Source organism: Nocardia abscessus (assembly GCF_015477775.1).
GTDB classification, from domain to species: domain Bacteria; phylum Actinomycetota; class Actinomycetes; order Mycobacteriales; family Mycobacteriaceae; genus Nocardia; species Nocardia abscessus_A.
Genome location: NZ_JADLQO010000016.1, coordinates 195,840 through 221,992, shown reverse-complemented (window position 1 = coordinate 221,992; position 26,153 = coordinate 195,840). Strand labels below are relative to the sequence as shown.

The following is a 26,153-nucleotide window of genomic DNA, read 5'->3' as shown; positions in this document are numbered from 1 at the left end:
CGGTATGTTCCGTGCGGTAAAAAGAAGACCTCTAGTTGGTTCTTTGCGGGTTGAATCAATACCGAACAGCCACGCGCGCCCGAGGTCACTGGTGAAGCGGAGGCGACGGAAGCGGATGGAAGCTGCACCGCGGTCCTGGCAATTCAGCCTGTCGAACTGGTCGGTCACCCGCAAGGTTGGCGTGGTGCTGGTGCTTCCGGTGCTGCTGGCCACCGTCTTCGCCGTGCTCCGAATCAACAACGAACTGCGCACCATGGCGCAGTTGGACGCGGCGACCGAACAGGCGATCATCATCCGGCCGATCGTCAAGTTCGGTTCGGCCACCGAGCAACTCGGCGTCACCGCGACCGCCACCTGGGGCAACACCGCCGACCCGCAGACCGACGCGGCGCTGACGAAGTTCGACCAGGCGCTGGCCGAGCTGGAGGCCGCGTTGCAGACCACGAAGGTCAGCGGCCGGGTCACCTCCGAACTCGCCTCGGCCATCGCCACCGGAACCACGATGCGCAACAGCCTGCGCAACGGCTCGCCCGCCATGGTCGGCGAGCAGTCCGACGAGATCATGGTGCGGATCGGCAACGCGCTGGCGCTGTCGCCATCGGTGGACGACCTGGTCATCCAGCGGTACTTCCTGCAGCTGGCGTCGGTGCAGACCGCGCGGCGCGTGCTCACCCAGCAGCGCATGCTGATCGGCTCGCCGGACGCGGGCCGCAACCCGAGCGTGCGGCCCCGCGTGCTGGTCGCCGCAGGCGCCGAGATCACGATGATCTACCAGTACGCGCAGATCCTGCCGGACTACGCGGGCAATATGCGCCCGCTGCTGGACGCGGTGCAGACCCGTCTGGGCACCTTCAGCCAGAACGTCGCCGATCCGGCGAGCAACCCCGCCGTGCTCGACTCGCTCCTGGTCAGCTCGGACACCTACGAGAAGACCACCGCGCAGCTGATCGACACCATCGACGGCGCGCTGGCCCACCGCACCACCGAGGCGCAGACCGGTGCGCTGCGCGAGACGACGATCGTCATCGGCATGCTGCTCGCGGGCCTTGCCTTGGCCCTGTCGGTCGCGCGCACCCTGGTCGTCCCGGTCCGCAGGCTGCGCCGGGACGCGCTCGAGGTCGCGCACATCAAGCTGCCCGACGAGCTCGCCGTGGTGCGCGCGGGCGGCACCACACCGGAGATCACCCCGGTCGCGGTGCACACCACCGACGAGATCGGCCAGCTCGCCCGCGCCGTGGACGAGATCCACGAACAGGCGCTCAACCTGGCCGCCGATCAGGCCCGCCTGCGCCTGCAGATCGGGAACATGTTCGAGACCCTTTCGCGCCGCAGCCAATCGCTGGTCGAGCAGCAGCTGGCGCTGATCGAGGATCTCGAGCACGACGAGGACGACACCGACCGGTTGCAGAGCCTGTTCCGCCTCGATCACCTGGCCACCCGCATGCGCCGCAACGGCGACAACCTGCTGGTGCTCGCCGGTACCGCGCTGCGCCGCGGTCAGCTGCACCCGGTGCCGCTGTCGGACATGCTCTGGAGCGCGGTCTCCCAGGTCGAGGACTACCAGCGGGTGGAGATCGGCGCGGTGCCCGACGGCATCGTCGCGGGCGAACCCGCCGTCGACATCGAGCACCTGCTGGCCGAGCTGATCGACAACGCGCTGCGTTACTCACCGCCGACCACGCCGGTCACCGTGATGGTGTCGCGCGCGGTGGACGGCGGCTACCTGATCGAGATCACCGACCGCGGCCTCGGCATGTCCTTGGAAGACCTGCAGACGACCAACGACCGGCTCGCCTCCGGTGGTGAGGTCACCGTCGAGACCGCGCGCCGCATGGGTCTGTTCGTCGTCGGCCGCCTGGCCAAGCGCCACACCATCACGGTCAGCCTGCGCCGCACGTCCACGATGGCGCAGCAGCCGGGCATCACCGCCAGCGTGCACCTGCCCGGGACGCTGGTTGCGCCGCCGATGGACGTCACCGACCCCGCGGGCAAGCCGCTCGACCTCACCGCCGAGCATCAGCTGCCCTCGGCGGTCCCGCCGCCCACCGGTGCGCAACCGCGCAACCTGGTCCCGGTGCCGAGCTTGCCGCAGCGCGACACCGCGCGGTTCGGCGTGACCAGTTCCGGCCTGCCCCAGCGTCGTCCGGCCATCCGCGTCGCCGACGCTCCCGACCAGCCCACGGTCTCCACGCCGGTCGGCCGGGCGGTCAACCCGGCGGACCAGCCGCCCACCCAGCCGTGGCCGGTACTCACGCCGCGCTCGGACGACCGCACCCCGACCGGTCCGTTCGCACCGGTGACGCCCGCCACCGGTGAGCAGCCCGTCGAGCGGGACCAGCCGCGCACCGATCTGTGGGCCGAATTCAAGGACGACGAACCGACGACCGGTCCCGCTCCGGCCGTGCCGAGTCAGGCGCCAGCGCCGCAGACCACCGCCCGGTCCGGTCTTCCGATCCGGAAGCCGGCCGTCCCCGCCGACCCGCCGCAGGAGGCCGCACCGGAACCCGCGACGGTGACCTCCTCCCGGCTGCAGCCGGTCGCGGGCGCTTCCCCGACCCCGATCTATCAGCGCATGGTCTCGGAATGGCTGGTCGAGCCCTCGACCTCGCAATCGCCGGAGAGCACGTGGTCCTCGCCCGGTGACGCGGGCTGGCTGGCCGCGGAGGACGCCAGCCATCCGACCACGACCGCGCGCACCGTCGGCGGACTGCCGATTCGCAGGCCCGGCGCCCAGTTGGTACCCGGCGGTCTGGCGCAGGCCGAGGACGCGGGCACGCGTGATCCGGAAGAAATTCGCAACAACCTGACCAGGCATCTCAGTGGGGTCCGCAGCGGGCGGGCCAATGCGCAGTACAACGACGGAGGGCTTGCATGACCAACGCGAACAACAGCACCACGGACGAGAATCTGAACTGGCTGGTCGCCCGCTTCACCCGTGATGTGCCCGGCGTTTCCCATGCGGTGCTGGTATCGGCGGACGGCTTGTTGCAGGCCACCAGTCCGCATCTGCCCAGCGATCGCGCCGAACAGCTCGCCGCCGTCACCGCCGGGCTCGCCAGCCTCTCCATGGGCGCGGCCTCGCTGTTCGACGGCGGCAAGGTCATGCAGTCGATCGTGGAGATGCAGCGCGGCTATCTGCTGGTGATGAGCGTCGGCAACGGCTCGCATCTGGCGGTGCTCGCCAACAAGACGCACGATATCGGACGTATCGGCTACGAGATGGCGCTGCTGGTCGATCGGGTGGGTTCGGTGGTCACCGCGACCGCGCGCACCGCTGTTTGAGTGTGAGATGTCCAACCCATACGGCCCCGGACCACGACCGACTACGCGCGTCCGGCCCTACGCCCTGACCTCGGGGCGCACCGAACCCGCGATCGACCTGCCACTGGAGGCGGTCATCGAAACCTTGTCGTACACTGCACATCTCGACTGGCCGACCGGCGACATCCGCACCGAGATACTGCGACTCGGCACGCACCGGCTGTCGGTCGCGGAGATCGCGGCACATCTGGACCGGCCGCTCGGCATGGTCCGAGTGGTGATCGGCGACCTCGTCGTCGACGGCACCATGCGCGTGCATTCGACCCTGACCGAAGAGGCGAGCTATGACGAGCGCCGTTCCCTGATGGAGAGGACATTGCGTGGACTCCGCGCCCTATAGGAATCTGGGGCCCAGTGGACATCCCGGGCCAAGTGGAATTCCCGGACCGGGAAACGCCCCCGGGCCGGACGGCTTCGAAAACCGGGTCGCCTCGACGAAGATCGTCGTCGCGGGCGGCTTCGGCGCGGGCAAGACGACGTTCGTCGGCGCGGTGTCGGAGATCGTTCCGCTGCGCACCGAGGCGATGGTGACCCGTTACTCCGACGGCATCGATGATCTCGCCGAGACGCCGGAGAAGGAGACCACCACGGTCGCCATGGATTTCGGCCGGATCATCCTGCCGGGCAACCTGGTGCTCTATCTGTTCGGCACGCCGGGTCAGCGGCGGTTCTGGTTCATGTGGGACGACCTGATCCGCGGCGCGATCGGCGCCGTGGTGCTGATCGACACCCGGCGGCTGGAGGACAGCTTCGCCGCGGTCGACTTCTTCGAGGCGCGTAAGCTGCCGTTCCTGATCGCGGTCAACCGCTTCCCGGACGCGCCGCGCTTCCCCATCGCCGAGCTGCGCGAGGCGCTTTCGGTGCGCGAGGGCGTGCCGATCGTGGACATCGACGCGCGCAACGCGATCGAGGTGCGCCAAGCGCTCGCCGCGGTCACCGAGTACGCGATCGCCCAGCTGAAGGCGAGCGAACTGGAAGGAACAGCGCGGCATGCGTGAGGTCGCGGTGCAGGCCGCGGGTGGTGGCGCGGGAACGTCCGTCGACCAGTTCGCCCTCGGCTATTGGCTGGTCGGGCTGTCGCTGGGCATTTCGGTGCTGGGCGCGGTAGTCGGTCTCGCCTGCATCCTGCACGGTGCGCGCTCGGTCCAGTTCCGATTGGTGTGGCTGGTTTCGGCGGCGATATCGCTCGGCGGCGTCGGGGCGTGGCTGGCTACGTCGGTGGCCATGCTGGGCCTGAAAGTGCCCGGCAGCGCGATGCGTTACGACACGGGCAGACTGGTCTCGGCCCTGGTGGTGTCGATCGTCTCGGTCTTCGCCGCGCTGCTGATCATCGGGCGCACACCGCGGCTGACGCTGCTGCTGCCCGGCGGCGCGGTACTCGGCCTCGGCATCGGCCTCACGCACTACCTCGGCATCGGCTCGCTGGAGATCCAGGGTTCGGTCGGCGTGACGATGTGGCTGGCCGTGATCTCCGCCGTGATCGGGGTGATCACCGCGACCGCGACGCTGTGGCTGTTCCAGACGATGCGCTTCCCGTTGGCCCGCGCCGCGACAGTGCTGCTGTTCGGCGTCGGCGTGGCCGCGACCTACTACACGGCGCTCGCCGCGTTGCACTTCGACGTGAACCGGTCGGCGAAGGTGCCCGATGGCGTGGAGTTGTTCGACTTCGTGTTCCCGATGTTCGTCATTGGGTTGCTGGCGCTGACGGTGCCGATCTCCGCCGTGCTGATCGCTCCGGACCGCCGGGAGCTGGCCGGGCCGCCGAAGGCCCGCAGGCCGAAGCTGGAGCCCGCCCGCTGATCTCCGCGCTGATTCGAGGCCCCGTCAGGAAGACGGCGGACGGCACCCGAATCGCACGGCCGGCGATCCGGTTTCACGGGGTGCGTCGAGTCTCCTCGACCGTTTTCCGCTGAGCGATCCCCCCGCGCATCCCGGATTCGGCGATGGCCCGAATTCACCTGCCCGGCCGACTTACAGTGGAGGCCATGCGTTTCGGTCTGGACTACGCCGCTGGACGCCCCGGGGGCGCGGCGATTCGGGCGGCGGGGTTCGATTTCGTGGTGCGGTACCTGTCCGACGGTGGCCCGAGTCTGCCCGGCAAGCTGCTCACCCCGGCCGAGGCGAACGATCTGCGGACGCACGGCGTCTCGATCGTGTCGAATTGGGAGACCACGGCCGCGCGGATGCTGGACGGCTACGGTGCGGGCATCGTGGACGCACGCGCGGGCCTCGCCCAGGTGCTGCGCTGCGGCGGACGGGTGGACCGGCCGATTTATTTCTCCGTGGATTTCGACGCTTCACCCCAGGACCAACTACCCATCAACGCCTACCTGGACGGGGCGGCGACGGTGCTGGGGCGCGCGAACGTCGGTATCTACGGCGGGTACTGGCCGGTCAACCGCGCGCTGGACGCCGGATACGCGACGTGGGCGTGGCAGACCGACGCCTGGTCGGGCACGAACGTGGAGACCAGACGCGCCATCCATCAGACACGGCGCCAAGTGACGGTCGGCGGCGTGCGCTGTGACGTGAACGAGGCCGAGGCGACCGATTTCGGCCAGTGGGATTTCGTGGGACGGGAGGATCCGGACGTGACGCCGGAACAAGAGGCAGTGCTGCGCGACATCCAGATTCAGCTGCGCGGACCGGGCTTGTCGGGCTGGCCACAACTGGGCGCCGACGCGGACGGCCGGAACCGGACGCTGGTGGACGGGTTGGCCGCGGCGCTGGCGCGCATCTCCGCCTTGGAGCGCGAATCCGCCGAGTTGCGAACGCAAGTAGGCGAATTGCGCACCGAGATCAGCGAACTGGAGGCGACGACGGCCGAGCTGACCGAGCAGGTGCAGCGCTGGAACGGACGGCACTGGCCGTGGCCGCTGTCGCTGATCGAGGGGCCCGCGGCACTGGTCGGCGAGCAGCTGGCGCGTCTGGAGGCGCTGTTGCCGGACCTTCCCGGACTGCCGGGACACGACGGCGGCCAGCGGCGCGCGGCGAGCGACGACGGCGGACCGGCCGAGTTGACCTCGAAAAACTGAGCCGCACACCGGCGCGACCACCGGACGCGCGCAGTCCGGCAGGGCGAGAGGGAAATCAGGAGAGCGGCAATCGGCGTAACGCCCCGCAGAGTGGCGATGAGCGGGTTCTCCTGGAAACCAGGAGAACCCGCCCTCGAGCACGAGGGTACCTCCCTCCGGCCGCGAGCGCATCCTTTCCGGGGACTTTTCCGTAGTTCAAAAACCAACCGTCAGTGTGCAATTCACCATCTGGCTACCCGGTCGCAATCGCATCCGGCGCAATAGTGCGACGTGATGCAGAGCACATCGGTAGCTGAAAGATAGCTGTCATGGCCGTTGTTCGCGCGAATATTTTTCGCATAACGCCCTCGAGTGCGCGTTTCCGGACGATCGACCGACACCCGGCGCGTCCGGTCGCTCACCAGTATCCGGCGAGCTACCGCCAGTTGGCACAAGGTGGATCCAGCGGCGCTGGTGGTTCGCACAGAAGCGCCACAAGCAACTGCTCGACCCGCTGAAGATAGAGGCGATCGGCGTGGTCGCCGAATACGCAGGTCGACCGACACGCAACGCAGCGAAGCGGGGCCGATCCGGATCACACCGGCGGCCCCGCTTCCGTTTCGCGAGTTTCGGATTACCGGCTCAGAGCCGCTCGACGTCGATCAGTCCGCGCCGCACGGCCGCGACCAACCTGCGCGGCACCTTGTGCACGACGCCCCCGACGGTCACCGGCACCAGGTCCACCGGGGCGGCCTTCCAGTTCGACCGGCGGCTTCGGGTGTTCGACCGCGACATCTTCCGCTTCGGTACCGCCATCTCAGGACCCCTTCCGTGCGCGCTTGCCGTATTTGCGTTCGAACTTCTCCACGCGCCCCTGGGCGTCCAGCACGCGGTGCGCGCCGGTCCAGAACGGGTGCGAGTCGGCGGTGACGTCCACCGTCAGCAGCGGATAGGTGTTGCCGTCGGTCCACTCGACGCTGCGCGCGCCGGTGGCCGTGGACCGGGTGAGGAACCGCTTGCCGGTGCTCGCGTCCTCGAAGACCACCGGGTGATAGTCCGGATGGATTCCCTTCTTCATTTCGCCTCTCCTCTCGGGCTTTTCGCGTCTTCCACGGGCTGGCCGGGCGCCTCGTCGCTCGCGCACGGGTCGGCGTGCCAGTCGCCGAACGGGTCCTCCCACTGGGCCACTCGCTCCGGCGCGCGCTCGACCAGGCGCAGTTCGTCGTCCTCCACCAGGGCCCAGTGCAGCGCTTCGCGGATCTGCGCCGGATCGGCTTCGTGCACCAGGATCGACAGCGAGATGTCCCGGTCGCCGAACCGGTCGTCCCAACGCAGGGCCGCCATCGCGCGGCGCTCCGGATCCGCCTCGGCCAGTTCGGCTTCCGGCATCGCGGCCAGCCAGCGCCCCGCTCCGCCCACCCGCAGTCCACCACCGGCGGATTCGAGCCACACCACCTCGTCGGGTTGGGTGGCCAGCCAGATGCGCCCGCGCGCGGTCACCACGCCGTCGAGCAGCACGTCCAGCGCCTCGTGCAAGCGAGCGGGATGGAACGGCCGCGCCGCGGCGAACTCCACGAGCTCGACGCCGTAGTCGCCGGTCAAGGGCGGTCGGCCGCGCAGCAGCGGCGCGTGCGCGTCGAAGACCCGGCCGCGCCGCGAATCGGCGGGGATGCGGGTGAGCAGCGTCTCGACCAGCGCCGGGGTGAGCCGGGACAGCTCGTCCACCCAGGCGACCGGAGCGCCGGGCACGAGCCTGGCCAAGACCGCGGCCAGCTTGGCCCGTGCGTCGCCGAGCAGCGCTGCGGGAGCGTCGGCGGCGCCGAGGGCGATGACGGCATCGGCGAAATCGACCTGACCGACGGCGACCTGCGCCACCGTGCGGTCGTCGTCGGCGGTGGCGAGGCCGCGCTCGGCGAGCGTGTCGTCTCCCGTCGCGTCGGCGAACCAGGCGTCGGCGTCCAGGCAGGTCAGCACCGCGTCCACGCGCACATCACGCCCGGCGGGTCCGTCCACCCGGCCGTGCACGCCCGCGACCACGACGTTCTCGATGGCCTGGCACACCGCTTCGGCCTCGAACGCGGGGTCCAGCGCGAGGACGATGCGATCGACCGACTCACGCCGGGCGAGAGTGCACAGCAGTGGAAGCAGATCCATCCGCAGCGTGCAGGAGACGCAACCGTGCGCGAGCTCCAGCACGGCCGAGGTCTCCTGCGTAGCGGTGCGCACCGTGCGGTGCACGATGCCTTCCCGCAGCTGGGTCAGGTCGTGACGGACCACGACGGTGCCCGGCGCCATGCCCAGCACCGCGGCCGCGCGATCCACGCCCGCCGCGGCCGGTCCGGCGAAACCGGCGAGCGCCACCACGGGCGTTCGCCGGTCGGACTCGGGTGGGATCTGGGTGGAATCTGCCGAGGCCACCGGACACCCCTTTCAGTAACGATTTTCATTTGCTTTACGGCAACGGTACATTGTGCGGCAGCCATTGTCGAAAATGATTGTCATCTACTGGAGGGAGTCCGCATGTCGGCCCACTGCCAGGTCACCGGGCGCAAGCCCGGCTTCGGCAAGTCCGTGTCGCACTCGCACAAGCGGACCAGCCGTCGCTGGAACCCCAACGTTCAGCGCAAGACCTACTACCTGCCGAGCGAAGGCCGTCGCGTCACGCTGACCGTCTCGGCCAAAGGCATCAAGACCATCGACCGGGACGGCATCGAGGCCGTAGTCGCCCGGATCCGGGCCCGCGGCGACAAGATCTGAGGAGGGACCCATGGCGTCGAAATCGACCGACATCCGCCCGATCGTCAAACTGAAGTCCACCGCGGGCACCGGCTACACCTACGTCACCCGCAAGAACCGCCGCAACGACCCCGACCGCCTGGTCCTGCGCAAGTACGACCCGGTCGTGCGCAAGCACGTCGACTTCCGCGAGGAGCGCTGAGATGGCCAAGAAATCGAAGATCGCGCGCGACCAGCAGCGCAGGGCGATCGTGGCGCGCTACGCCGCTCGCCGCGCCGAGCTCAAGGAGCTCATCAGGAAGCCGGGCACGCCGGAGGGCGAGCGCGCGGCCGCGGAGGCTGAACTGCGACGCCAGCCACGCGACGCCAGTCCGGTACGATTGCGCAATCGGGACGCCGCCGACGGACGACCGCGCGGTCATCTCCGGAAGTTCGGGCTCTCCCGTGTGCGTGTGCGCGAGATGGCCCACCGTGGCGAGTTGCCCGGTGTGCACAAATCGAGCTGGTAGACAACCACTGTTCTCGTGAGAAGGAACTCGTCATATGGCAGTCAAGCGAGCACCGTCGAAGAAGGTTCGCGCCGAGCAGGCCCGCCGTCCGAAGAAGAACCCGCTCATCGCCGCCGGCATCGAGACGGTCGACTACAAAGACGTGAACCTGCTGCGTACGTTCATCTCCGATCGCGGCAAGATCCGCAGCCGCAGGGTCACCGGGCTCACCCCGCAGCAGCAGCGCCAGGTCGCTGTCGCGGTGAAGAACGCCCGTGAGATGGCGCTGCTGCCGTTCACCAGCCGCTAGGCGCACTTCGCGACACCAGCGAGACGAAGAAGACCCCCGAGGCCAGAGCACCGGGGGTCTTTGTCGTCGTCGCTACCGAGCCGACCGGCTCACGGGATGGTCAGCACCTGGCCGGGGTTGATCGCGTCCGGGTTCGGGATGCCACTGGCGTCCGCGATCTCCTGGTAACGGTTGCCGTCGCCGTAGAAGCGCTCGGCGATCGCCCACAGGGTGTCGCCCGGCTCGACGGTGTAGGTGCGCGGCTCGGGGGCGGGCGGCGGAGGCGGCACCTCCTCGGCGGCCGGAGCCGCGACCTGCTCCTGCTCGTGGACCGCTTCCGGCTCCGGGGCAGGCAGCGGGCTGTCGGTATGAGTGCCGGAAGCCCACAGCGCGCTGCCGTCGGCGCCGTACAGCACGACGTTGCGATCGGCCTGCACGACCAGCCGGTCGGCCGCCTGGCCGTTGGTCTCGGTCGCCCACGCGGCGCCGTCGCCCTTGTAGAGGACGAAGTTGCCGTCGTCCTGCAGCACGGCGCGCTCCACGCCCTGATCATGAGTTTGCGTGGCCCACACCACATTTCCGCCCGGCTCGGACAGCACCAGATTGCCGTCCTCCTGCAGGGTGAGGGTGTAAGCACCACCCTGGAGGGACTGGCCCCGTCCGAGTTCTTCGCCTACGCGCAGCGTGTCGACCACGTTGATTCCTTTCCGGAAAAGCTGGTAGAGCATCCGACTGGATGAGCGCCACAACTCCCCTGGCGCGCACCCCCGCCGAACTTACTGCCCCCGAAGGGTTTACGGAGCGATTACGCGCACGGTTCGCGGAACGTTCACTGTGGGGTTCGCCCTAGTGCACGATGCGCCCGGCGTGTGCCGTGCGCAGGGGTGCCGGGACTAGGGTGTCGGTATGGATCGGATCCGGGCCGGACGCGCCGCCACAGCTGTCGCCGTAGTGCTCGCCTGTCTCACCGCAACGGGCTGCGGCGACTCGGACGACAAGGGGGCGGCGCCGGACGCGAGCACCACATCGACCGCCGCGCCCCGCACGCCGACCGAGGACCCACGCGGAAACGAGGGCAAGCCGTTCATCGCCGACCCGACCATCGTCGGCGCGCACCCGATCCCGTTCCAGTCGTGGACTCGGTTGGCGGACAACAAGATAGCGGTCAATTTCGAAACCGGGTCGCCGGAGTGCTACGGCGCGGATGCCACGGTCACCGAATCCGCGTCGACGGTCACCGTCGAACTGCGTTCGGGCAGCCGAGCCGAGGCGGTCGGCCGGATGTGCACGATGATCGCGGTCTTCGGGACCCTGGAGGTACCGCTGAAGGAACCGCTCGGCAACCGCACGGTGCTCAGCGCGGTCTAGAGCGCCACGCAGCACGGTCCGGTGCGGCGCACGGCACGGACCGCCCTGGGCCGCCCACACCGTCGCTCGGGTAGCTGTCAGCTTGCGAAAAGCCGCTATTCGATCTGGGAAAACGAACCGTACTGCGCCACAACGTAGTTCATGGTCCGGATCCGCGAGCATACACCGAATCTCTTGCCTCACTGGGCGATACGGCTTCCGAACATCGTCGCGACAACGCGGAGACGCCGCGCCGGATCATCGATCCGACGCGGCGTTTCGAGCTACCGGTCTCAGTGGGCGAAGTGGCGGGCCCCGGTGAGATAGAGCGTGACGCCCGCCTCGCGCGCGAGGTCGATGGTCTCCTGGTCGCGCACCGAACCGCCGGGCTGCACGATGGCGCGGACACCGGCTTGGATCAGGGTCTGCGGCCCGTCCGGGAACGGGAAGTAGGCGTCCGAGGCCGCCACCGAGCCCTTGGCGCGGTCACCCGCCCGCTGCACCGCGAGACCGACCGCGTCCACCCGGTTGACCTGCCCCATGCCGACACCGACGGAAGCGCCGTCGTGCGCGAGCAGGATCGCGTTGGACTTCACTGCCCGACAAGCGCGCCAGGCGAACGCCAGATCGGCGAGCGTCTCCGCGTCGGCGGCCTCGCCCGCGGCGAGGGTCCAGCTGGCCGGGTCGTCGCCCGGGGCGTCGAGCACGTCGCGCTGCTGCAACAGGGCGCCGCCGCTGATCGGCCGCAGCTCGGCGCCCGCGCGCCGGGGCGGTTCGGCGACGAGGATGCGCACGTTCTTCTTGCGCTGCAACACTTCCACCGCGCCGTCGGCGTAGGACGGTGCGACGATCACCTCGGTGAAGATCTCGGCGACCTGCTCGGCCATCTCCACGGTGACCTCGCGGTTCGCGGCGATCACCCCACCGAACGCGCTGACCGGGTCGCAAGCGTGCGCCTTGCGGTGCGCTGCGGCGATGTCGGCGCCGAGGGCGATGCCGCACGGGTTGGCGTGCTTGATGATCGCGACGGCCGGGGCCTCGTGGTCGAAGGCGGCACGCCAGGCCGCGTCGGCGTCGACGTAGTTGTTGTACGACATCTCCTTGCCGTGCAACTGCCGCGCCTGCGCCAGCCCGAGGCTGCCGTCGCCGTTGGTGTACAGGGCGGCGGACTGATGCGGATTCTCGCCGTAGCGCAGCACCGCCGACCGCTCCCAGGTTCCGCCGAGCCATTCGGGGAACCGGATCGCCGTGTCATCGGCCGCGCCGTCGCCGGTCAGCACGTTGGTCATCCAGCTGGCGACCGCCACGTCATAACTCGCGGTGTGCTGGAACGCCTTGGCGGCCAAGGCAGTGCGCTCGGCCAGGGTGAAGCCGCCGGACTTCACCGCGGCCAGCACGTCGTCGTAGTCGCCGCTGTCGACGACCACGGCCACCGAGGGATGGTTCTTCGCCGCGGCGCGCACCATCGACGGCCCGCCGATATCGATCTGCTCCACGCACTCGTCGGGGGTGGCGCCGCCGGCCACGGTCTGAGTAAAGGGGTAGAGGTTCACCACAACCAGCTGGAACGCCTCGACGCCGAGCTCGACCAGCTGGTCGACGTGCTCCTGCTTGCGCGAGTCGGCCAGGATGCCCGCGTGCACCCGGGGGTGCAGCGTCTTGACCCGGCCGTCGAGGGTCTCCGGGAACCCGGTCAGGTCTTCGACCTTGGTCACCGGGATGCCCGCGTCGGCGATCCTGCCCGCGGTGGACCCGGTCGAGACCAGCTCGATGCCCGCGGCGTGCAGACCGGTCGCGAGTTCCACGAGACCCGTCTTGTCGTAGACGCTCACCAGCGCCCTGCTGATCGGCTTGCGTTCACTCACCGGAGAACTCGCTCATCTGGGATAACTGCCTTTCGTCCGTCGGAGACAATGCCTCGCGTCGCGACGGCGGCGACGACCTCCGCCAGCAACCGTCGCTCGACAATCTTGATGCGCTCGTGCAGGGTGGCCTCGTCGTCACCCGGCAGCACCGTCACCGCCTCCTGCGCGAGGATCGGGCCGGTGTCCACGCCCTCGTCGACCAGGTGCACGGTGCAGCCGGTGACCCGCGCTCCGTAGGCGAGCGCGTCACGCACACCGTGCGCGCCGGGGAAGGCGGGCAGCAGGGCGGGGTGGGTGTTGATGATCCGGCCGCCGAACCGGTCCAGGAAGGCCGGGCCGAGCAGCTTCATGAAGCCCGCCGACACTACGAGATCCGGCTGGTGCGCGGCGACCGCCTCGGTGAGCTCGACATCCCACGCGGCGCGGTCGGGAAAGTCCTTCAGCGACACCCGGAAGTGCGGTACGCCCGCGGCGTCGGCATGGGTCGTGGCGGCGCAGAGCCGGTCGACGCCGACGGCGACGACCTTCGCCGGGTAGCCGGGTGCGGAGGCGGCCTCCAGCAGGGCGCGCAGCAGCGAACCGGTGCCCGACGCCAGCACGACGACGGTGGCCGGCGTCGCTGCGGGCTTCCACGGGGCATGCGGGGACGTCAGCGCTCTACTCCTGCGATCGATCGGATGGCGGACGGATGCGGCACCGCCGGGTTAGAGCCTAACGACCGTCCATCCGGTCACTGTCCGGCAGGTCCGCCTCGACCACCTCGGCGTCGACGATGTCCGGGGTGGCGTGGTGGTGGTATCCGCCGCCGGTCTCGATCGCGGGCTGCTCGTCCACGAGCTCGGCGTCCAGCGGAGCCTCCAGCTCGCGCCGGTCGTAATCGTCGTAGGGGTCGTCGCGGTAGTCGTAGTAGTCGTCGTCTTCGTAGTAGTCGCGGTCGTCCGCCTCGTAGTAGGCGTCGTCCTCGTCGTCGTAATCGTCGTCGTCGTAATCGTCGTACGGATCGGTGTAATCGACCGGCGGGATGCCGACGGGCACGAGGAACCAGCGCGCGAACGCCAGCCCCGCGTAGCCGGGAATCGCGAGCCAGGCGAACGTGATCAGGGGGAAGATCGGCAGGTCCAGGCCCACCCGGCCGACCTCGCCGAGTTCGCCGCCCGCGACCACGCCTGCCACCGTCGTCGCGAGCGCCGCGAGCGCGGCGGAGGTGAGCGTGGCCCACGGCGCGGTGATCCGGTCGGTGGAGGTGCGGGCGAGATCCAGCCCACCGAGCACGCCGACCACCGCGGGGACCAGCAGCAACACCGGCCACCATCCCGCCGCGGGACCGGTCGGTACCGCGGTGAGCAACGGAAAGGCCGGGATCGGACCGCCGACCACGGAGAACACCCCGAAGGAGGCAGCGCCGATCTGCACACTGGAACCGACCAGCACACCGACGGTCTGGATCGCCAGATTCGGCAGATACGCCAGCGAGAGCACCGTCAGCCCGAGGACGCCACCGGCGTTTCCCGCCGCCTGGTACATGTCGCCGAGCCGAGAAATGTGCGCCAGGAACGAGATCACCACCACCGCCGCCGCACAACCCAGCAGCCGAGCCACGGACCGGCCCGCGCCGTAGAGGCCGGAAACCGCCCAATCGGGCAGGCGCAGCAGCACGAACAGCTGCCGCCGCAGACGGACGGCGATACCGATCGCGGCGGCGAGCAGGTACAGGACCGTGACCCACGCGAACGCGGCGAGGGTGTTCGGCGGTTGCAGCGGGAGCACACCGGAGGCGTCTTCGGTGACCGCGAGGCAGACGGAGGTGACCAGCAGCGGACCACCCACCGCGGCGCCCGCGATCCACCCGAGATCCGCCCTCGTGCACCGCGGTTCCACGGCGCGGGCGCATTCCCGCGCGGCCAGCCAGACCAGCAGCGCGGTCGGCAGCAGCGGAAGCAGCCCGAGCGACGTCTTGCCGATCACCAGCGGAACCTGGTGCACGCCGAGCCAGGAGGCGGCGATCGCCCCCGACGTGCCCGCGAGATCACTGCCCGAGGCGAGCAGCGCGCCGAACACGAGGACGACGAGGGTGGTCAGCCCGAAGGCCGACGGACGGCCCGCGACCGCGATGAGAACCCTGGACCGCTCCGGAGTGAGGGACAGAAACCCGGCTTCGTCCGCTTCGGGGTGCGGCTGCGACGCGCGCGACCCGCCGATCCGGCGGGTCGAAGAGTTTCTGGAGGAGCTCATGGCAATTCAGCGTGGCACTCTCCCCGGCGCGAGCGGGTCAGGCGCGCCGCAGGCGCCTGGCCGCCGCGCCGGGGAGGATGCCGCTGAGTTCTTACTTGTTGTTGTCGTCCGAGGGACGGAATGCCTGGGTGGCGTCCGACGAGGGATCGCCACTCTGCTCGCCGCCGAACGGCTTGTTCTGCTGACTCGGCTGGGCCTGCTGCTGCCCGTAGCCCGGCGAACCGTAGGGCGCCTGCTGGCCCGCTTGCTGCTGCTGCCCGCCGAAGTGCTGGGTCACGCTCTCGTCCGGGCGCGGCTGCGCGCCGTACGGCGAACCCGGCTGCTGGGCCGCGCCGTAGGCGGTCGTCGGCTGGCTCTGCCCGTAGGGCGACTGCTGCTGCCCGTACGACTGGCCCTGCTGGCTCTGGCCGTAACCCGGCTGGCTCTGCCCGTAGGGCGACTGCTGCTGCGCCTGGGACGGGAACTGCGGCGGAGCGGACTGAGCGCCGTAGCCGGACTGCCCGTACGGGCTCGCGCCGTAGCCGGGCTGCCCCGGCTGGCCCTGTCCGTAGGACTGCTGTCCGTACGACGGCTGCTGCTGGCCGAAGCCTGCCTGGCCGAAGCCGCTCGGCGCGGTGGCCGGGCGCGGCGCGGGCGCCTTGAGGATGCCCGTCTCGAACAGCGTCGCGGCGATCGCCACCGCGGCCTGCACGAAGGCCAGCGCGAGCAGGATGAACGCACCCGCCTTCAGCTCGCTGCCCTCACCGAAGTTGAACGACTGGAACAGCAGCGCGAGGAAACCCGCGGTCGACGCCGCGGCGGCCGCACCGGTCCAGTTCTGCTTCGGCAGCAGCGACAGCCCGGCGAGCAGACCGCCGAGCAGCAGCAAGCCCAACAGCGGCGAGCCGGAGGCCACCTGGAAGAGGTTGGACGACTCCGGGGTGCCGACCGTGCGGCCGCCGAAATCGATCGGCTTGGTGCCGAGGAACGGCAGGAAGCCGAGCAGGAAGTTGATCACGCCGAGCGCCGCTACGCCGACCACCAGGAAGAACGGCAGACCTTTGGCATCGGAACCGGTAGCGCTCGAACCTGCACTGGCACCACCGGTCGCCGGGCTCTGGCTGGATGGCGCTGAGGGCGAGGGTGTGTTGTACCCGGAGCCCCCGGTCGGGTAGGACATGTCGTCGTCTCCTAAATCGAGTCGTACATGGTCTTCACGGCTGGATTACTTCTGACGCTACTGCACTCCCACGCCCAGGTCACCCCGCCGCGACGGCCGGGACGAGCGAGTTCGCCCATATCCCGGCAGGTCGCGGGGCGTGTCCGGCGCCGAGCCGTCAGCGAGACCACCTACCGCTCATTGAACTGTTGCCCGCGATGGCGCTTTTCACACCACGCGGGTTCTCAACAGCGGGGAATTCCCGGTGACGAGTCGATGAACCATCCGTCCGGCTGTCTCGTGTGGACAGATAAGGGGACGACGAAACCCCGCACACCTTCGATTCCGCACGTGGCTGGTCCGGACGCTCCGCTACTGCCCGAGCCGGAGCCCACCGCCACACATGACGAAGGCCGCCTCCCGAATTCGGAGGCGGCCTTCGTGCGCGGTGGAGATCAGGCGCTGATGCTGGCCTTCTCCAGGATCTCGCGAGCCAGCGCGGCGGTCTCGGACGGAGTCTTGCCGACCTTCACGCCCGCGGCCTCCAGCGCGTCCTTCTTCGCCTGGGCGGTGCCCGACGAGCCGGACACGATGGCGCCCGCGTGGCCCATCGTCTTGCCCTCGGGGGCGGTGAAACCCGCCACGTAGCCGACGACCGGCTTGGTGACGTTGGCCTTGATGTAGGCCGCGGCGCGCTCCTCGGCGTCGCCGCCGATCTCGCCGATCATCACGATCAGCTTGGTCTCCGGGTCCTTCTCGAACGCCTCGATGGCGTCGATGTGGGTGGTGCCGATGACCGGGTCGCCGCCGATGCCGATGGAGGTCGAGAAGCCGAAGTCACGCAGCTCGTACATCATCTGGTAGGTCAGCGTGCCGGACTTGGAGACCAGGCCGATCGGGCCCTTGCCGGTGATGTTGGCCGGGGTGATGCCGACCAGCGACTCGCCGGGGGTGATGATGCCGGGGCAGTTCGGGCCGATGATCCGGGTCTTGGCGCCCTTCTCCACGTTGTAGGCCCACGCGTACGCGGTGTCCTGCACCGGGATGCCCTCGGTGATGACCACGAGCAGCGGGATCTCCGCGTCGATGGCCTCGATGATGGCGTCCTTGGCGAACTTCGGCGGCACGAACGCGATGGACACGTCGGCGCCGGTCTCCTTGATGGCCTCCGCGACGGTGCCGAACACCGGCAGCTCGACCGCGTTGCCGTCCTTGTCGGTGTGCGCGACGGTGGTGCCCGCCTTACGCGCGTTCACACCGCCGACGATCTGGGTGCCCGCCTTCAGCATCAGCGCGGTGTGCTTGGTGCCCTCGCCGCCGGTGATGCCCTGGACGATGACCTTGGAGTCCTTGTTCAGGAAGATAGACATTTCTTTTCGTCCTTACTCGGCCGTCGTTATCGGGCGGCTGCCAGTTCGGCGGCCTTGTCGGCGCCTTCGTCCATTGTCTGCGCCAGCGTCACCAACGGGTGCGCGGCATCGACGAGAATCTTGCGGCCCTCGTCCACCCGGTTGCCGTCGAGCCGGACCACCAGCGGCTTGTTCGCGTTGTCACCCAGGATCTCCAGCGCCTTCACGATGCCGTTGGCGACCGCGTCACAGGCGGTGATACCGCCGAACACGTTGACGAACACGCTCTTGACCTGCTCGTCGTTCAGGATGACGTCGAGACCGGCGGCCATCACCTCGGCCGAGGCGCCACCGCCGATGTCGAGGAAGTTGGCCGGCTTCACGCCGCCGTGGCCCTCGCCCGCGTAGGCGACCACGTCCAGGGTCGACATGACCAGACCGGCGCCGTTGCCGATGATGCCGACCTCACCGTCGAGCTTGACGTAGTTGAGGTCGTTCTCCTTGGCCTTGAGCTCGAGCGGGTCGGTCGCGTCCCGGTCCGCGAACGCCTCGTGCTCCGGGTGGCGGAATCCGGCGTTCTCGTCGAGTGTGACCTTGCCGTCGAGCGCGAGGATCTCGTCCTGCGGGGTGCGCACCAGCGGGTTGACCTCCACCAGGGTGGCGTCCTCGGCGACGAACACCTCCCACAGCTTCTGGATGGTCACAGCCGCGGCGTCCAGCACGTCGGCGGGCAGATGGCCCTGCTCGGCGATCGAGCGCGCGAACGCCAGGTCGACACCCTTGACCGCGTCGACCGGAACCTTCGCCAGCCGCTCCGGCTTGGTGGCGGCGACCTCTTCGATCTCCATGCCGCCCTCGACCGAGCACATCGCCAGGTAGGTCCGGTTGGCCCGATCCAGCAGGAAGGAGATGTAGTACTCCTCCGCGATGTCCTTCGCCTCGGCGACCAGGATCTTCTTGGTGATGTGACCCTTGATGTCCAGGCCGATGATGTTCTGCGCGTGCGTGAGCGCGTCGTCCGGGGTGGCGGCGTACTTCACGCCACCGGCCTTACCGCGGCCACCGGCCTTCACCTGGGCCTTGATCATCACCGGCTTGCCGATTTCCGCCGCGATGGCGCGGGCGTCCTCGGCCGTGTCCGTGACGCGGCCCTCGGACGAAGGCACTCCGTGCTTAACGAAGAGCTCCTTCGCCTGATATTCGAAGAGATCCATGTACTCACCGTCTCGTCTGCGTTGTGATGACAACGTCTTTGTTGGCGGCCCGACGTCGGAAGCGGGTCGGGTCGGACTCTAACCAGTCACATGGAGGGCCAATCGGCCACGTTCATCCTAAGTGGCGCAGGTCACCCGGCGCTGCCGGGAGCGGTAAAACCGCTGGCCACCGCTACTGGCGAGTAGGTTGCCGGCACCGCGCCAGGTAGAGCGGGCGAAGCCGGGAGCGCGCCGCGAACTACTACAATTCGTCGTTGAACGACCTCTCCGGAGTGCCCATACAGCAGTGAGATATTCCGGGGGCTAAGCGTGATCAATCTCACATGTTTGTTACGGACCCGTCGCAGCGCTTGTGGGCACGACATCGTTTCGTTACCGTCATTGCGGTCGATGTCACAACACGGTCACGACTAGGAGGACGGCAAGCTTGACGCAGCACAGCACTCCGCAGCAGGAGAGCCGCTCCGCATTCGACCGATCGACGCCGCTGGTCAGGCGGCATTCGAGTTCCATCCGCTTCACGATGTGGCACCGCCGATGAACCACAGTTCCACCTTCGCTTCCGATGATCGGGTCCGCTCGGGACATCGTTACCGCTCCGACGACGAGCCCTTCGATCCGGTTGGCAGCCACGCCGATCCGTCGTTCGACCAGCACCACGCCGGATACGATGCGCCGCCGCAGGCGCACTACGACTTCCACCCCGCGAGCGGTGGGTACGACTACGCGGCCGATGCGCCCGTCGACCCGAGCTACGCCCAGCCCGCCTACCAGAACGAGTCTTACGCCGCCCCCGCCGCGGCCTACGACAAAGCTTGGGACACGAACAACTCGTGGGCGCAACAGGATTGGGCTCAGCAGGGCACCTGGTCCGATGGCGGCGCCTGGAACGCGGGCGACGCGTGGGCAGAGAACTCCGGCGACGCGTGGGCCGAGAACTCCGGCGACGCATGGGCCGAAGAGGGTTCCTGGACGCCCGACGAGACATCGTGGGTTTCCGACACCGGTTGCTGGGCACCCGAAGAAGCCTGGGCGACCGACACCACCGAGCCCGTCGAGCCCGAGGCCGTCGATCCCGAGCCCAGCGCTCCCGCCTTACCGACCGTGATCCCGGCCCGCCGCGCCACGAACAAGCGTGGCGGCGCGCACCGCGTGCCCGCCCCGCCCGCAGCCCTCAAGGGTCGCGCCGCGGTCGCGGCCGTCGCCGCAGGCGCGGTGGTCGCCGCCGGGCAGGCCGCGTTCGCCTCGCCCGAGCAGCCGTCGCAGGCCGTCGACTACGAAGCCGCGGGGCAGATCCACGAGATCGCCGCGCAGTCGATGAACGTGGCCGACCCCACGGCTTCGCCGGAATCGCCTCAGGTGCTGAATGTCTCGGCCCCGGCCCATCTCGATCAGTTCAACGACATGCTGCAGAAGGGCCAGAAGTACGCGGAGGACCTCGCGGCTCAGGAGTCCGCGAAGCTGCGCCCGCTCTTCCACAAGTTCTTCGCCGCGGGCACCTTCACCTCCGGGTTCGGCGCCCGCTGGGGTGTGCAGCATCTCGGCATCGACATCGCGGGCCCGATCGGCACCCCGATCTACGCCGTCGCCGACGGCACCGTGATCGAGGCCGGTCCCGCGTCGGGTTTCGGCATGTGGGTCCGCCTGCTGCACGACGACGGCACCGTCACCATCTACGGCCACATCGATACCGCCACGGTGTCGCAGGGCCAGCGCGTGATGGCCGGAGACCAGATCGCCACGATCGGCAACCGCGGATTCTCCACCGGTCCGCACTGCCACTTCGAGGTCTGGCTGAACGGCGTCGACAAGGTAGACCCGCTCCCCTGGCTGGCGACCCGCGGCATCAGCCTCGGCCCGCAGCGCGACTGAACGACGCTGCCGCGTCACCGGGTCCGACCGCTTCCACACCCGCGCCGCCTCAGCAGAAGCGCCCAACCGCCTCGGCACGGTGATCACGCAGGTGACCCACCCCGGTTCGGCATCGAGCCCAGGTGTCCCGCCGCGCACGGCTGCGCGACTATCGAGGCGGCCTCGCCGACCAGCTGTTGCGCACGGTGATTCGTCCGTCCGGGCCAGAGCGCATTCTCGCTCAGCGGTCACAGCGGCGGTACATGACGATGCGCACGTTTCCACGACGACGGACGACGGATTAGCGTCGGCTCATGGCTCGACGTACAACGACGTACACGCAGTTCATCGCATTACCCGCCGAACGCATCTGGCAAGTGCTCGCCGACCCGGCGCGGTGGCCGGAATGGAACCCGGATATCACCGCCGTGCGGCTGAGCGGTCCGGTCACGGTCGGCAGCACGGGAACGTACGTGCCGAGCGGGCGCACTTACCGCGTTCTGCACGCGCGCACCGCCCTGCCCTTCCTCGTCGCCGCCGCGCGGACCGGGCGAGAATTCCGGATCGAGCAGCCCGAACCGCTCGGCCGAATGCGACTGTCCTGGACGCTGACCCCGCGTGACGGCGGCACCGAACTCAGTCAGCACCTGACGTTCCTGGGCGCCTCCGCGGGCGTGGCCCGCCCGCTCGCCGCGTTCCCGGAGTCCGAGGTGCGCGTGCGCTTTGCCCGTCTGGCCCGAGTGGCCGGTCTGACGCCCGGTCCCGACGCGCTCACGGTGGTCATCCCGGGCGGCAGTGGAGGACTCGGCAGACACGTCGCCGCCGACCTGACCTGTCGCGGCCATCGCGCGATCATCCTCACCCGCCACCGCGATCCCGAGCTGCCGTTCGATCAAGTGGAATGGGACGGCAAGACGGTCGGCGAATGGGTTGCGGCACTGCGCGATCCAGGGAAAACCGCGATCGTCAATCTCGCGGGAAAGCTGGTCGATTGCCGCCCCACCCAGCAGAACATCGCCGAATTGCGCGACAGCCGAGTGGATTCCACCCGCGCGCTGGTCGCGGCCGCAGCGGCACTCGACGCGCCGGTCGACTACTGGGTGCAGGCGAGCACCACGGCGATCTGGTCCGATGCGGGCGAAACCCGTTGCATCGAAAGCACTCCGCTGCCCATAGGGCTGCCGCAGATGACCGGCGTAGCCGAACCGTGGGAGCGCGCGTTCGACCCGGCCCGCGCCGCGCGCTGGACCGTTCTGCGCACCTCGATCGTGCTCGACGCGCACGCGCCCGCCCTGAAGCGTCTCGGCCAGCTCACCAAAGTGGGGCTCGGTGGACGGGTCGGATCCGGCGAGCAGTGGTTCAGCTGGATTCACATCGAGGACTGGCTCGCGATCGTCCGCGCCGCACTCGGCCTCGATCCGGCAGTCGAGCTGCCGAACGGAGTCCTGGTGGCCGCCACCGACGCCCCGGTTCGCAACCGTGAACTGATGCGCGTCCTGCGCAAGCTCCTGCACCGGCCACCGGCACCGCCGACACCGAAGTTCCTGCTGTCGCTCGGTGCGGTCCTACTCCGCTCCGATCCCGCCCTCGGCCTCACCGGTCGTCACGCCACCTCGGAGGTGTTGCAGAAGGCCGGCTTCACTTTCCGTTATCCCACCCTCGACAAGGCGCTGGCTGACCTGCTACCTCACTGACCGTTCTCTATGGTGGACGGATTCGAGGTGCGAAAGTGCCTGTGCTGCGGGGCATGATGAGGCCATGACAGAACCGATGCCGCCCCTGGAACCGATGCGGCCCGTGGAATCGATGCAGCGCCTGGCGCCAGCCGGATCACGAAGACCCGCATTCGGTTGGCCGTCGGCGTTGGGGATGGCGCTCGGTCTTTTTCTCGGCGCGCTTGTGACCATCGTGGCGGCAGTGGGACTGTTCATGCATCGAACAGACACGGTCCAGACGTATCCGGCGCTGAACAACACGTATGCCGCCGCCGTGAAGCGCTCACACAGCCCCATGGACATCGACTCGTACGAGGTATGGCTCGGACCGATGATCGACGGCGGGGTGCCGCGCGGTCACGTCATCACGATCCCACTCGGCTGGAGTACCGAGCCGCTGATCGACTGGAACAAGGACATGGTCGTCCTGCGTTTCACCCCCGGCGGCGAAATCCGTGTTCCCATGGCGATGGTGCTGGATAACCGCTAGGGAGTGTTTGATGAACAGCGACGATGCCCCCGCCCTCCTGCGCGAACGCTTCGTCGTTGAAATCGGCATTCGACAAGCGTGGCCGTACGTGACATTCGCCGATAGCCGTGACGGAGCATCTCCGCAGGAAGTCCGCCTCTACATCGACAGCAGTTTTACCGTGATACCGGACCCCGCTGTCCTGGGCTCAGGGGAAGAGGACGACGAAAAACTCAGGCTGCTACGCCTGGCCGAAGTACTCGACCTGACCGTTCACGAGGTAACCATCGATGACGACGGAAGCTTGATGGTGAGTTTTCACGACAACGTCTGCTTGCGTGTGTCTGGGCACGGTTCACTCTGGACTACACACGACGTATGGTGGCTCGACTCGTATCCTGCTGGATAACAGCCAAGACGGTCAATGGCGGCGGCATCGGCCGGACCGCTGTCGCCGTGGCATCCGCTGAGCGTTTCCGAAGCGCATCGACACATGCAGCAGCACAGGGCATGCCGCGCGCCGATCAATGCCGCGAAAGGCGGCGGTCCAGCAGACGCGCATTCGGGCGCATGAAGCCGGACACCTCGCGGGAGCCGCATTGACGTATGTACACGGCCGCCCTGCCTGTCCGATCGATTCGGTCGCAGTGGGCAACGCCTTCGAATGGGGGCGGTTACAGACTTCACGAGATGAGACCGGACTGCGTGAAAGGTTGCGGCTGACCGGCCGGTGACGGTTCAGTTCCTTATTCTCACGGGCACATTGGTCCAGCCCGCGACGCTGGTTTGTTTCGCTCTCCGCAGACCCGTGCGATCGAGTTCGTATTCGGGCATGAAGTCGAGCATCGCGTCGAGGGCGATGCGGCCTTCCAGGCGCGCGAGGGCGGCGCCGAGGCAGCTGTGGATGCCGTAGCCGAAACCGAGGTTGTGACCGGAGTGCGGTCGGTCGATGTCGAAGCGGTCCGCGTCGCGGAATGCCCGCTCGTCGCGGTTCGCGGAGGCGAGCAACATGAGCACGGGACTGTGCGCCGGGATGGTTTGTCCGTGCAGATGTACATCGCGCTGGGTGTAGCGCAGGTCGTATTGCACCGGCCCCTGATAACGCAGCAGTTCCTCGAAAGCGCCGGGGATTTTGGAGCGGTTGGCGCGCAGGTCCTGCCATTGCCCGGGGTGGTCGGCGAAGATCACCGCGGCGTTGCCCAGGAGTTTGGCCACGGTCTCGGCTCCGGCGCCGGCCAACAGGGAGGCGAAGCCGAGGATTTCGCGGTCGGTGAGCCGGGTGGGAGTGCCGTCTTCGCGCTCCACCTCGACTTGGGTGAGACTGCTGATCATGTCGTCTCGCGGGTCGGCGCGGCGTTCCAGAATCAGCTGGTAGTAGAACTTCGCGGTCGCCTCTACAGCCAGTCGCCCCTCCGCGGTCGGGCCGATGTGTCCGGGCTTGCGTTCCATCGGCGCCGCGAGCCACAGACGGAGCTGCTGGCGATGTTCGGGCGGTACGCCGAGCATCGTGGTGATGACCTCGATCGGGAACAGCGCCGAGAAGTCCTCGACCACATCGAAATCGGTCGGATCGAGTTGCTCGGCGAAGCGGTGGACGGTGTCGCGGATCATCGACTCGAGTCCGGCGATGGCGCGCGGGGTGAACACCTTGCTCACCAGCTTGCGCATCCGGGTGTGCTCGGGCGGGTCCATCATGATGATCATCGGCGTCGTCCGGTCCGGCGGATCGGGATCCAGAACCATCTCCAGCGTGACCCCTCGCGCCGAGGAATACGTCTGGAAGTCCTTCATCGCCGGTGCGACGTCTTCGTATCGCGACAGTGCCCAGAAGCCGTACGCCGGGTTGTGATAGACGGGGGCGTGGTCGCGCAGCCGCCGGAAGGTCTCGTCCGGGTCGGCGAGGAATTTTTCGGAGTAAGGGTCGAAATCGATCGTGTCGTCCGGGACAAGTGTGTCTGTCATGGGTATCTCTACTGTTCCGGGGAAGGGACCGCACCGCACCGAGTCCGCCGGTGGTATGCCTGGGATTCGGCTGGGAAGCGGCTGGTATGAGAATCTCATTCTCACAAGGAGATGTTACAGTTTTCACGAAAGTTGTAAAGGACGAACGTTGGATGCCGACGGCGGCACGAACTCGGACACCACTACCCGCACGCGGATTCTGCGGGCGACCTTCGAGGTGCTCGGCCGCCGAGGGCACAGCAAGCTGAGCCTGTCGGATGTCGCCGCCCAGGCCAAGGTGTCGCGGCCGACGCTGTATCGGCTGTTCTCCTCGAAGGAGGAACTGCTCGCCGCGTTCGGCAGTTACGAGCAGCGCAACATCGAAGACGGGCTGCGCGCCGCGACCGAGGGACTGACCGGCCCCGACCGGCTGGACGCCGTCCTGCGCTTCATCGTCGATTTCCAGGACTCGTACTCGCTGAGCCACCTGGTCGGCGTCGAGCCCGATCACGTGCTGTCGCAGATCACGCGGGTGCTGCCGATCATGCGCGGGCTCATCGCGCCGATGGTCGACGGCGACGACGCGGAGCTCGTCGCGGGCACGATCGTGCGCCTGGCGGTGTCGCACTACCTCGTCGCGGGCGACGACAAGGCGACGTTCCTCGCCCAGCTACGACATGCGGCGGGCATCGGCACGACCGGCCCGCCGAGGCTGCGGCCGGATCGGTGAGACGAGCGAGCCTACGGCGTCGCCACGATCGCGAGACCCAGCAGCGCGACGACCTTCGCGACCTCGAGGCCGATGTACCAGAAGTGCGCGTGCGAGCGCGGTAGCTCCTCGCCCGCCAGCACCCGATCGGCGCGGCGGGACAGCGGCGGGCGCACCGCGAGGATCTGAACGGCCAGCAGCGCCACTGCGGCGCCCAGCCACAGCCAGGTCGCCGTGCCCGGCGCCGCAATCAGTGCGGCGAGCACCAGCAGTACCGCGAGCACCGCCTCGACGGTGTTCAACGCCCGGAACACGAGACGGCCGATACCGAGACCCAGCGGCAGGGTCACTCCGGGCGCGCGGAACTTCAGTGGCGCTTCCAGGAACGAGATGGCCAGCACCATGCCGAGCCACAGCATGGGCAGAAACCACAGGATGTGCTGCGCAACCGTGTCCATATCGCGGACGTTACCGG

The 26,153-nt window shown here is 68.6% G+C and carries 27 protein-coding genes and 1 pseudogene; 16 read left to right on the top strand and 12 right to left on the bottom strand.

Translation table 11 applies throughout. The features are described 5' to 3' along the window. Positions 1-115 precede the first annotated feature (115 nt). From IU450_RS31685 to IU450_RS31660, 6 genes are all read left to right on the top strand, one after another. A complete protein-coding gene (locus IU450_RS31685; protein ID WP_195153393.1) occupies positions 116-2,875 on the top strand; it encodes a sensor histidine kinase in 2,760 nt (919 codons plus the stop codon). Beyond that, positions 2,872-3,282, top strand: coding sequence for a roadblock/LC7 domain-containing protein (locus tag IU450_RS31680; RefSeq protein WP_043697982.1), 411 nt, complete (start codon positions 2,872-2,874; stop codon positions 3,280-3,282). The genes IU450_RS31685 and IU450_RS31680 overlap by 4 nt, the downstream gene beginning before the upstream one ends. Before the next feature lie 7 nt (positions 3,283-3,289). Further along, the gene (locus IU450_RS31675; protein WP_040782732.1) at positions 3,290-3,661 is read left to right on the top strand and encodes a DUF742 domain-containing protein; all 372 of its coding nucleotides are present in this window, start codon (positions 3,290-3,292) and stop codon (positions 3,659-3,661) included. 37 nt (positions 3,662-3,698) lie between these two features. Further along, the gene (locus IU450_RS31670; protein WP_051169312.1) at positions 3,699-4,319 is read left to right on the top strand and encodes a GTP-binding protein; all 621 of its coding nucleotides are present in this window, start codon (positions 3,699-3,701) and stop codon (positions 4,317-4,319) included. After that, the gene (locus tag IU450_RS31665) at positions 4,312-5,121 is read left to right on the top strand and encodes an MHYT domain-containing protein (RefSeq protein ID WP_195153392.1); all 810 of its coding nucleotides are present in this window, start codon (positions 4,312-4,314) and stop codon (positions 5,119-5,121) included. Before IU450_RS31670 ends, IU450_RS31665 begins: the two co-directional genes overlap by 8 nt. A 185-nt stretch (positions 5,122-5,306) precedes the next feature. Beyond that, a complete protein-coding gene (locus IU450_RS31660) occupies positions 5,307-6,356 on the top strand; it encodes a DUF1906 domain-containing protein (RefSeq protein WP_195153391.1) in 1,050 nt (349 codons plus the stop codon). A gap of 621 nt (positions 6,357-6,977) precedes the next feature. Here IU450_RS31660 and rpmF read toward each other — a convergent pair. From rpmF to mrf, 3 genes are read right to left on the bottom strand one after another with little or no spacing between them, the layout of a single operon-like run. Further along, complete coding sequence (gene rpmF, locus IU450_RS31655) at positions 6,978-7,151, bottom strand: 50S ribosomal protein L32 (RefSeq protein ID WP_195153390.1); 174 nt, start codon at positions 7,149-7,151, stop codon at positions 6,978-6,980. A gap of 1 nt (position 7,152) precedes the next feature. Then, positions 7,153-7,413 (bottom strand): type B 50S ribosomal protein L31, encoded by a 261-nt coding sequence (locus IU450_RS31650; RefSeq protein ID WP_181719450.1) that lies wholly within the window; start codon positions 7,411-7,413, stop codon positions 7,153-7,155. Continuing rightward, on the bottom strand, positions 7,410-8,753 hold the full coding sequence (gene mrf / locus IU450_RS31645; RefSeq protein WP_324197898.1) for a ribosome hibernation factor-recruiting GTPase MRF: 1,344 nt from the start codon (positions 8,751-8,753) through the stop codon (positions 7,410-7,412). The genes IU450_RS31650 and mrf overlap by 4 nt, the downstream gene beginning before the upstream one ends. Positions 8,754-8,855: 102 nt before the next feature. On the opposite strand from mrf, the gene rpmB reads away from it, so the two are divergent. The 4 genes from rpmB to rpsR are packed head-to-tail and all read left to right on the top strand — an operon-like array spanning position 8,856 to position 9,869. Beyond that, positions 8,856-9,092: a 50S ribosomal protein L28 gene (rpmB, locus tag IU450_RS31640; RefSeq protein ID WP_043697994.1), complete on the top strand. Its 237-nt coding sequence runs from the start codon at positions 8,856-8,858 to the stop codon at positions 9,090-9,092. A gap of 10 nt (positions 9,093-9,102) precedes the next feature. Beyond that, positions 9,103-9,273, top strand: coding sequence for a 50S ribosomal protein L33 (gene rpmG / locus IU450_RS31635; RefSeq protein WP_019049259.1), 171 nt, complete (start codon positions 9,103-9,105; stop codon positions 9,271-9,273). Between the two features lies 1 nt (position 9,274). Further along, positions 9,275-9,580, top strand: coding sequence for a 30S ribosomal protein S14 (gene rpsN, locus IU450_RS31630; RefSeq protein ID WP_043732067.1), 306 nt, complete (start codon positions 9,275-9,277; stop codon positions 9,578-9,580). 34 nt (positions 9,581-9,614) lie between these two features. Further along, entirely contained in the window at positions 9,615-9,869 is a 255-nt protein-coding gene (rpsR, locus tag IU450_RS31625; RefSeq protein WP_011211513.1) for a 30S ribosomal protein S18, read from the top strand. 89 nt (positions 9,870-9,958) lie between these two features. Here the strand turns inward: rpsR and IU450_RS31620 are convergent, their stop codons facing one another. Further along, positions 9,959-10,543, bottom strand: a complete 585-nt coding sequence (locus tag IU450_RS31620) for a LysM peptidoglycan-binding domain-containing protein (protein WP_195153389.1) — start codon at positions 10,541-10,543, stop codon at positions 9,959-9,961. A gap of 211 nt (positions 10,544-10,754) precedes the next feature. Between IU450_RS31620 and IU450_RS31615 the strand changes: the two genes are divergently transcribed. Next, positions 10,755-11,216: a hypothetical protein gene (locus IU450_RS31615; protein WP_195153388.1), complete on the top strand. Its 462-nt coding sequence runs from the start codon at positions 10,755-10,757 to the stop codon at positions 11,214-11,216. 272 nt (positions 11,217-11,488) lie between these two features. Here the strand turns inward: IU450_RS31615 and purH are convergent, their stop codons facing one another. The 6 genes from purH to sucC all read right to left on the bottom strand — a co-directional run bounded on the left by purH (position 11,489) and on the right by sucC (position 18,993). After that, positions 11,489-13,060, bottom strand: coding sequence for a bifunctional phosphoribosylaminoimidazolecarboxamide formyltransferase/IMP cyclohydrolase (gene purH, locus IU450_RS31610; RefSeq protein WP_195153387.1), 1,572 nt, complete (start codon positions 13,058-13,060; stop codon positions 11,489-11,491). Next, positions 13,057-13,713: a phosphoribosylglycinamide formyltransferase gene (gene purN / locus IU450_RS31605; RefSeq protein ID WP_228835413.1), complete on the bottom strand. Its 657-nt coding sequence runs from the start codon at positions 13,711-13,713 to the stop codon at positions 13,057-13,059. Before purN ends, purH begins: the two co-directional genes overlap by 4 nt. 58 nt (positions 13,714-13,771) lie before the next feature. Beyond that, entirely contained in the window at positions 13,772-15,292 is a 1,521-nt protein-coding gene (locus IU450_RS31600) for a DUF6350 family protein (protein ID WP_195153386.1), read from the bottom strand. A 91-nt stretch (positions 15,293-15,383) separates the two neighbouring features. Next, positions 15,384-16,451, bottom strand: a complete 1,068-nt coding sequence (locus tag IU450_RS31595) for a DUF5336 domain-containing protein (protein WP_195153385.1) — start codon at positions 16,449-16,451, stop codon at positions 15,384-15,386. Between the two features lie 434 nt (positions 16,452-16,885). Beyond that, a complete protein-coding gene (gene sucD / locus IU450_RS31590) occupies positions 16,886-17,800 on the bottom strand; it encodes a succinate--CoA ligase subunit alpha (RefSeq protein ID WP_040782761.1) in 915 nt (304 codons plus the stop codon). A 26-nt stretch (positions 17,801-17,826) separates the two neighbouring features. Next, the gene (sucC, locus tag IU450_RS31585) at positions 17,827-18,993 is read right to left on the bottom strand and encodes an ADP-forming succinate--CoA ligase subunit beta (protein ID WP_195153384.1); all 1,167 of its coding nucleotides are present in this window, start codon (positions 18,991-18,993) and stop codon (positions 17,827-17,829) included. Positions 18,994-20,034: 1,041 nt separating this feature from the next. Here sucC and IU450_RS41425 point away from each other — a divergent pair. The 4 genes and pseudogenes from IU450_RS41425 to IU450_RS31565 form a co-directional block, all read left to right on the top strand. Then, a pseudogene (locus IU450_RS41425) lies at positions 20,035-20,865 on the top strand (M23 family metallopeptidase); the annotation flags it as partial. Positions 20,866-21,158: 293 nt separating this feature from the next. After that, the gene (locus IU450_RS31575) at positions 21,159-22,538 is read left to right on the top strand and encodes a DUF1731 domain-containing protein (protein ID WP_195153382.1); all 1,380 of its coding nucleotides are present in this window, start codon (positions 21,159-21,161) and stop codon (positions 22,536-22,538) included. A 64-nt stretch (positions 22,539-22,602) separates the two neighbouring features. Next, positions 22,603-23,049 (top strand): hypothetical protein, encoded by a 447-nt coding sequence (locus IU450_RS31570; protein WP_195153381.1) that lies wholly within the window; start codon positions 22,603-22,605, stop codon positions 23,047-23,049. A 10-nt stretch (positions 23,050-23,059) separates the two neighbouring features. Continuing rightward, the gene (locus IU450_RS31565) at positions 23,060-23,437 is read left to right on the top strand and encodes a hypothetical protein (RefSeq protein WP_195153380.1); all 378 of its coding nucleotides are present in this window, start codon (positions 23,060-23,062) and stop codon (positions 23,435-23,437) included. Positions 23,438-23,766: 329 nt separating this feature from the next. Here IU450_RS31565 and IU450_RS31560 read toward each other — a convergent pair whose 3' ends face one another. Beyond that, complete coding sequence (locus tag IU450_RS31560) at positions 23,767-24,990, bottom strand: cytochrome P450 (RefSeq protein WP_195153379.1); 1,224 nt, start codon at positions 24,988-24,990, stop codon at positions 23,767-23,769. Between the two features lie 148 nt (positions 24,991-25,138). Between IU450_RS31560 and IU450_RS31555 the strand changes: the two genes are divergently transcribed. Next, on the top strand, positions 25,139-25,699 hold the full coding sequence (locus tag IU450_RS31555; protein WP_228835389.1) for a TetR/AcrR family transcriptional regulator: 561 nt from the start codon (positions 25,139-25,141) through the stop codon (positions 25,697-25,699). Positions 25,700-25,710: 11 nt separating this feature from the next. Here the strand turns inward: IU450_RS31555 and IU450_RS31550 are convergent, their stop codons facing one another. After that, the gene (locus IU450_RS31550) at positions 25,711-26,136 is read right to left on the bottom strand and encodes a hypothetical protein (protein ID WP_174187038.1); all 426 of its coding nucleotides are present in this window, start codon (positions 26,134-26,136) and stop codon (positions 25,711-25,713) included. Positions 26,137-26,153 lie beyond the last annotated feature (17 nt).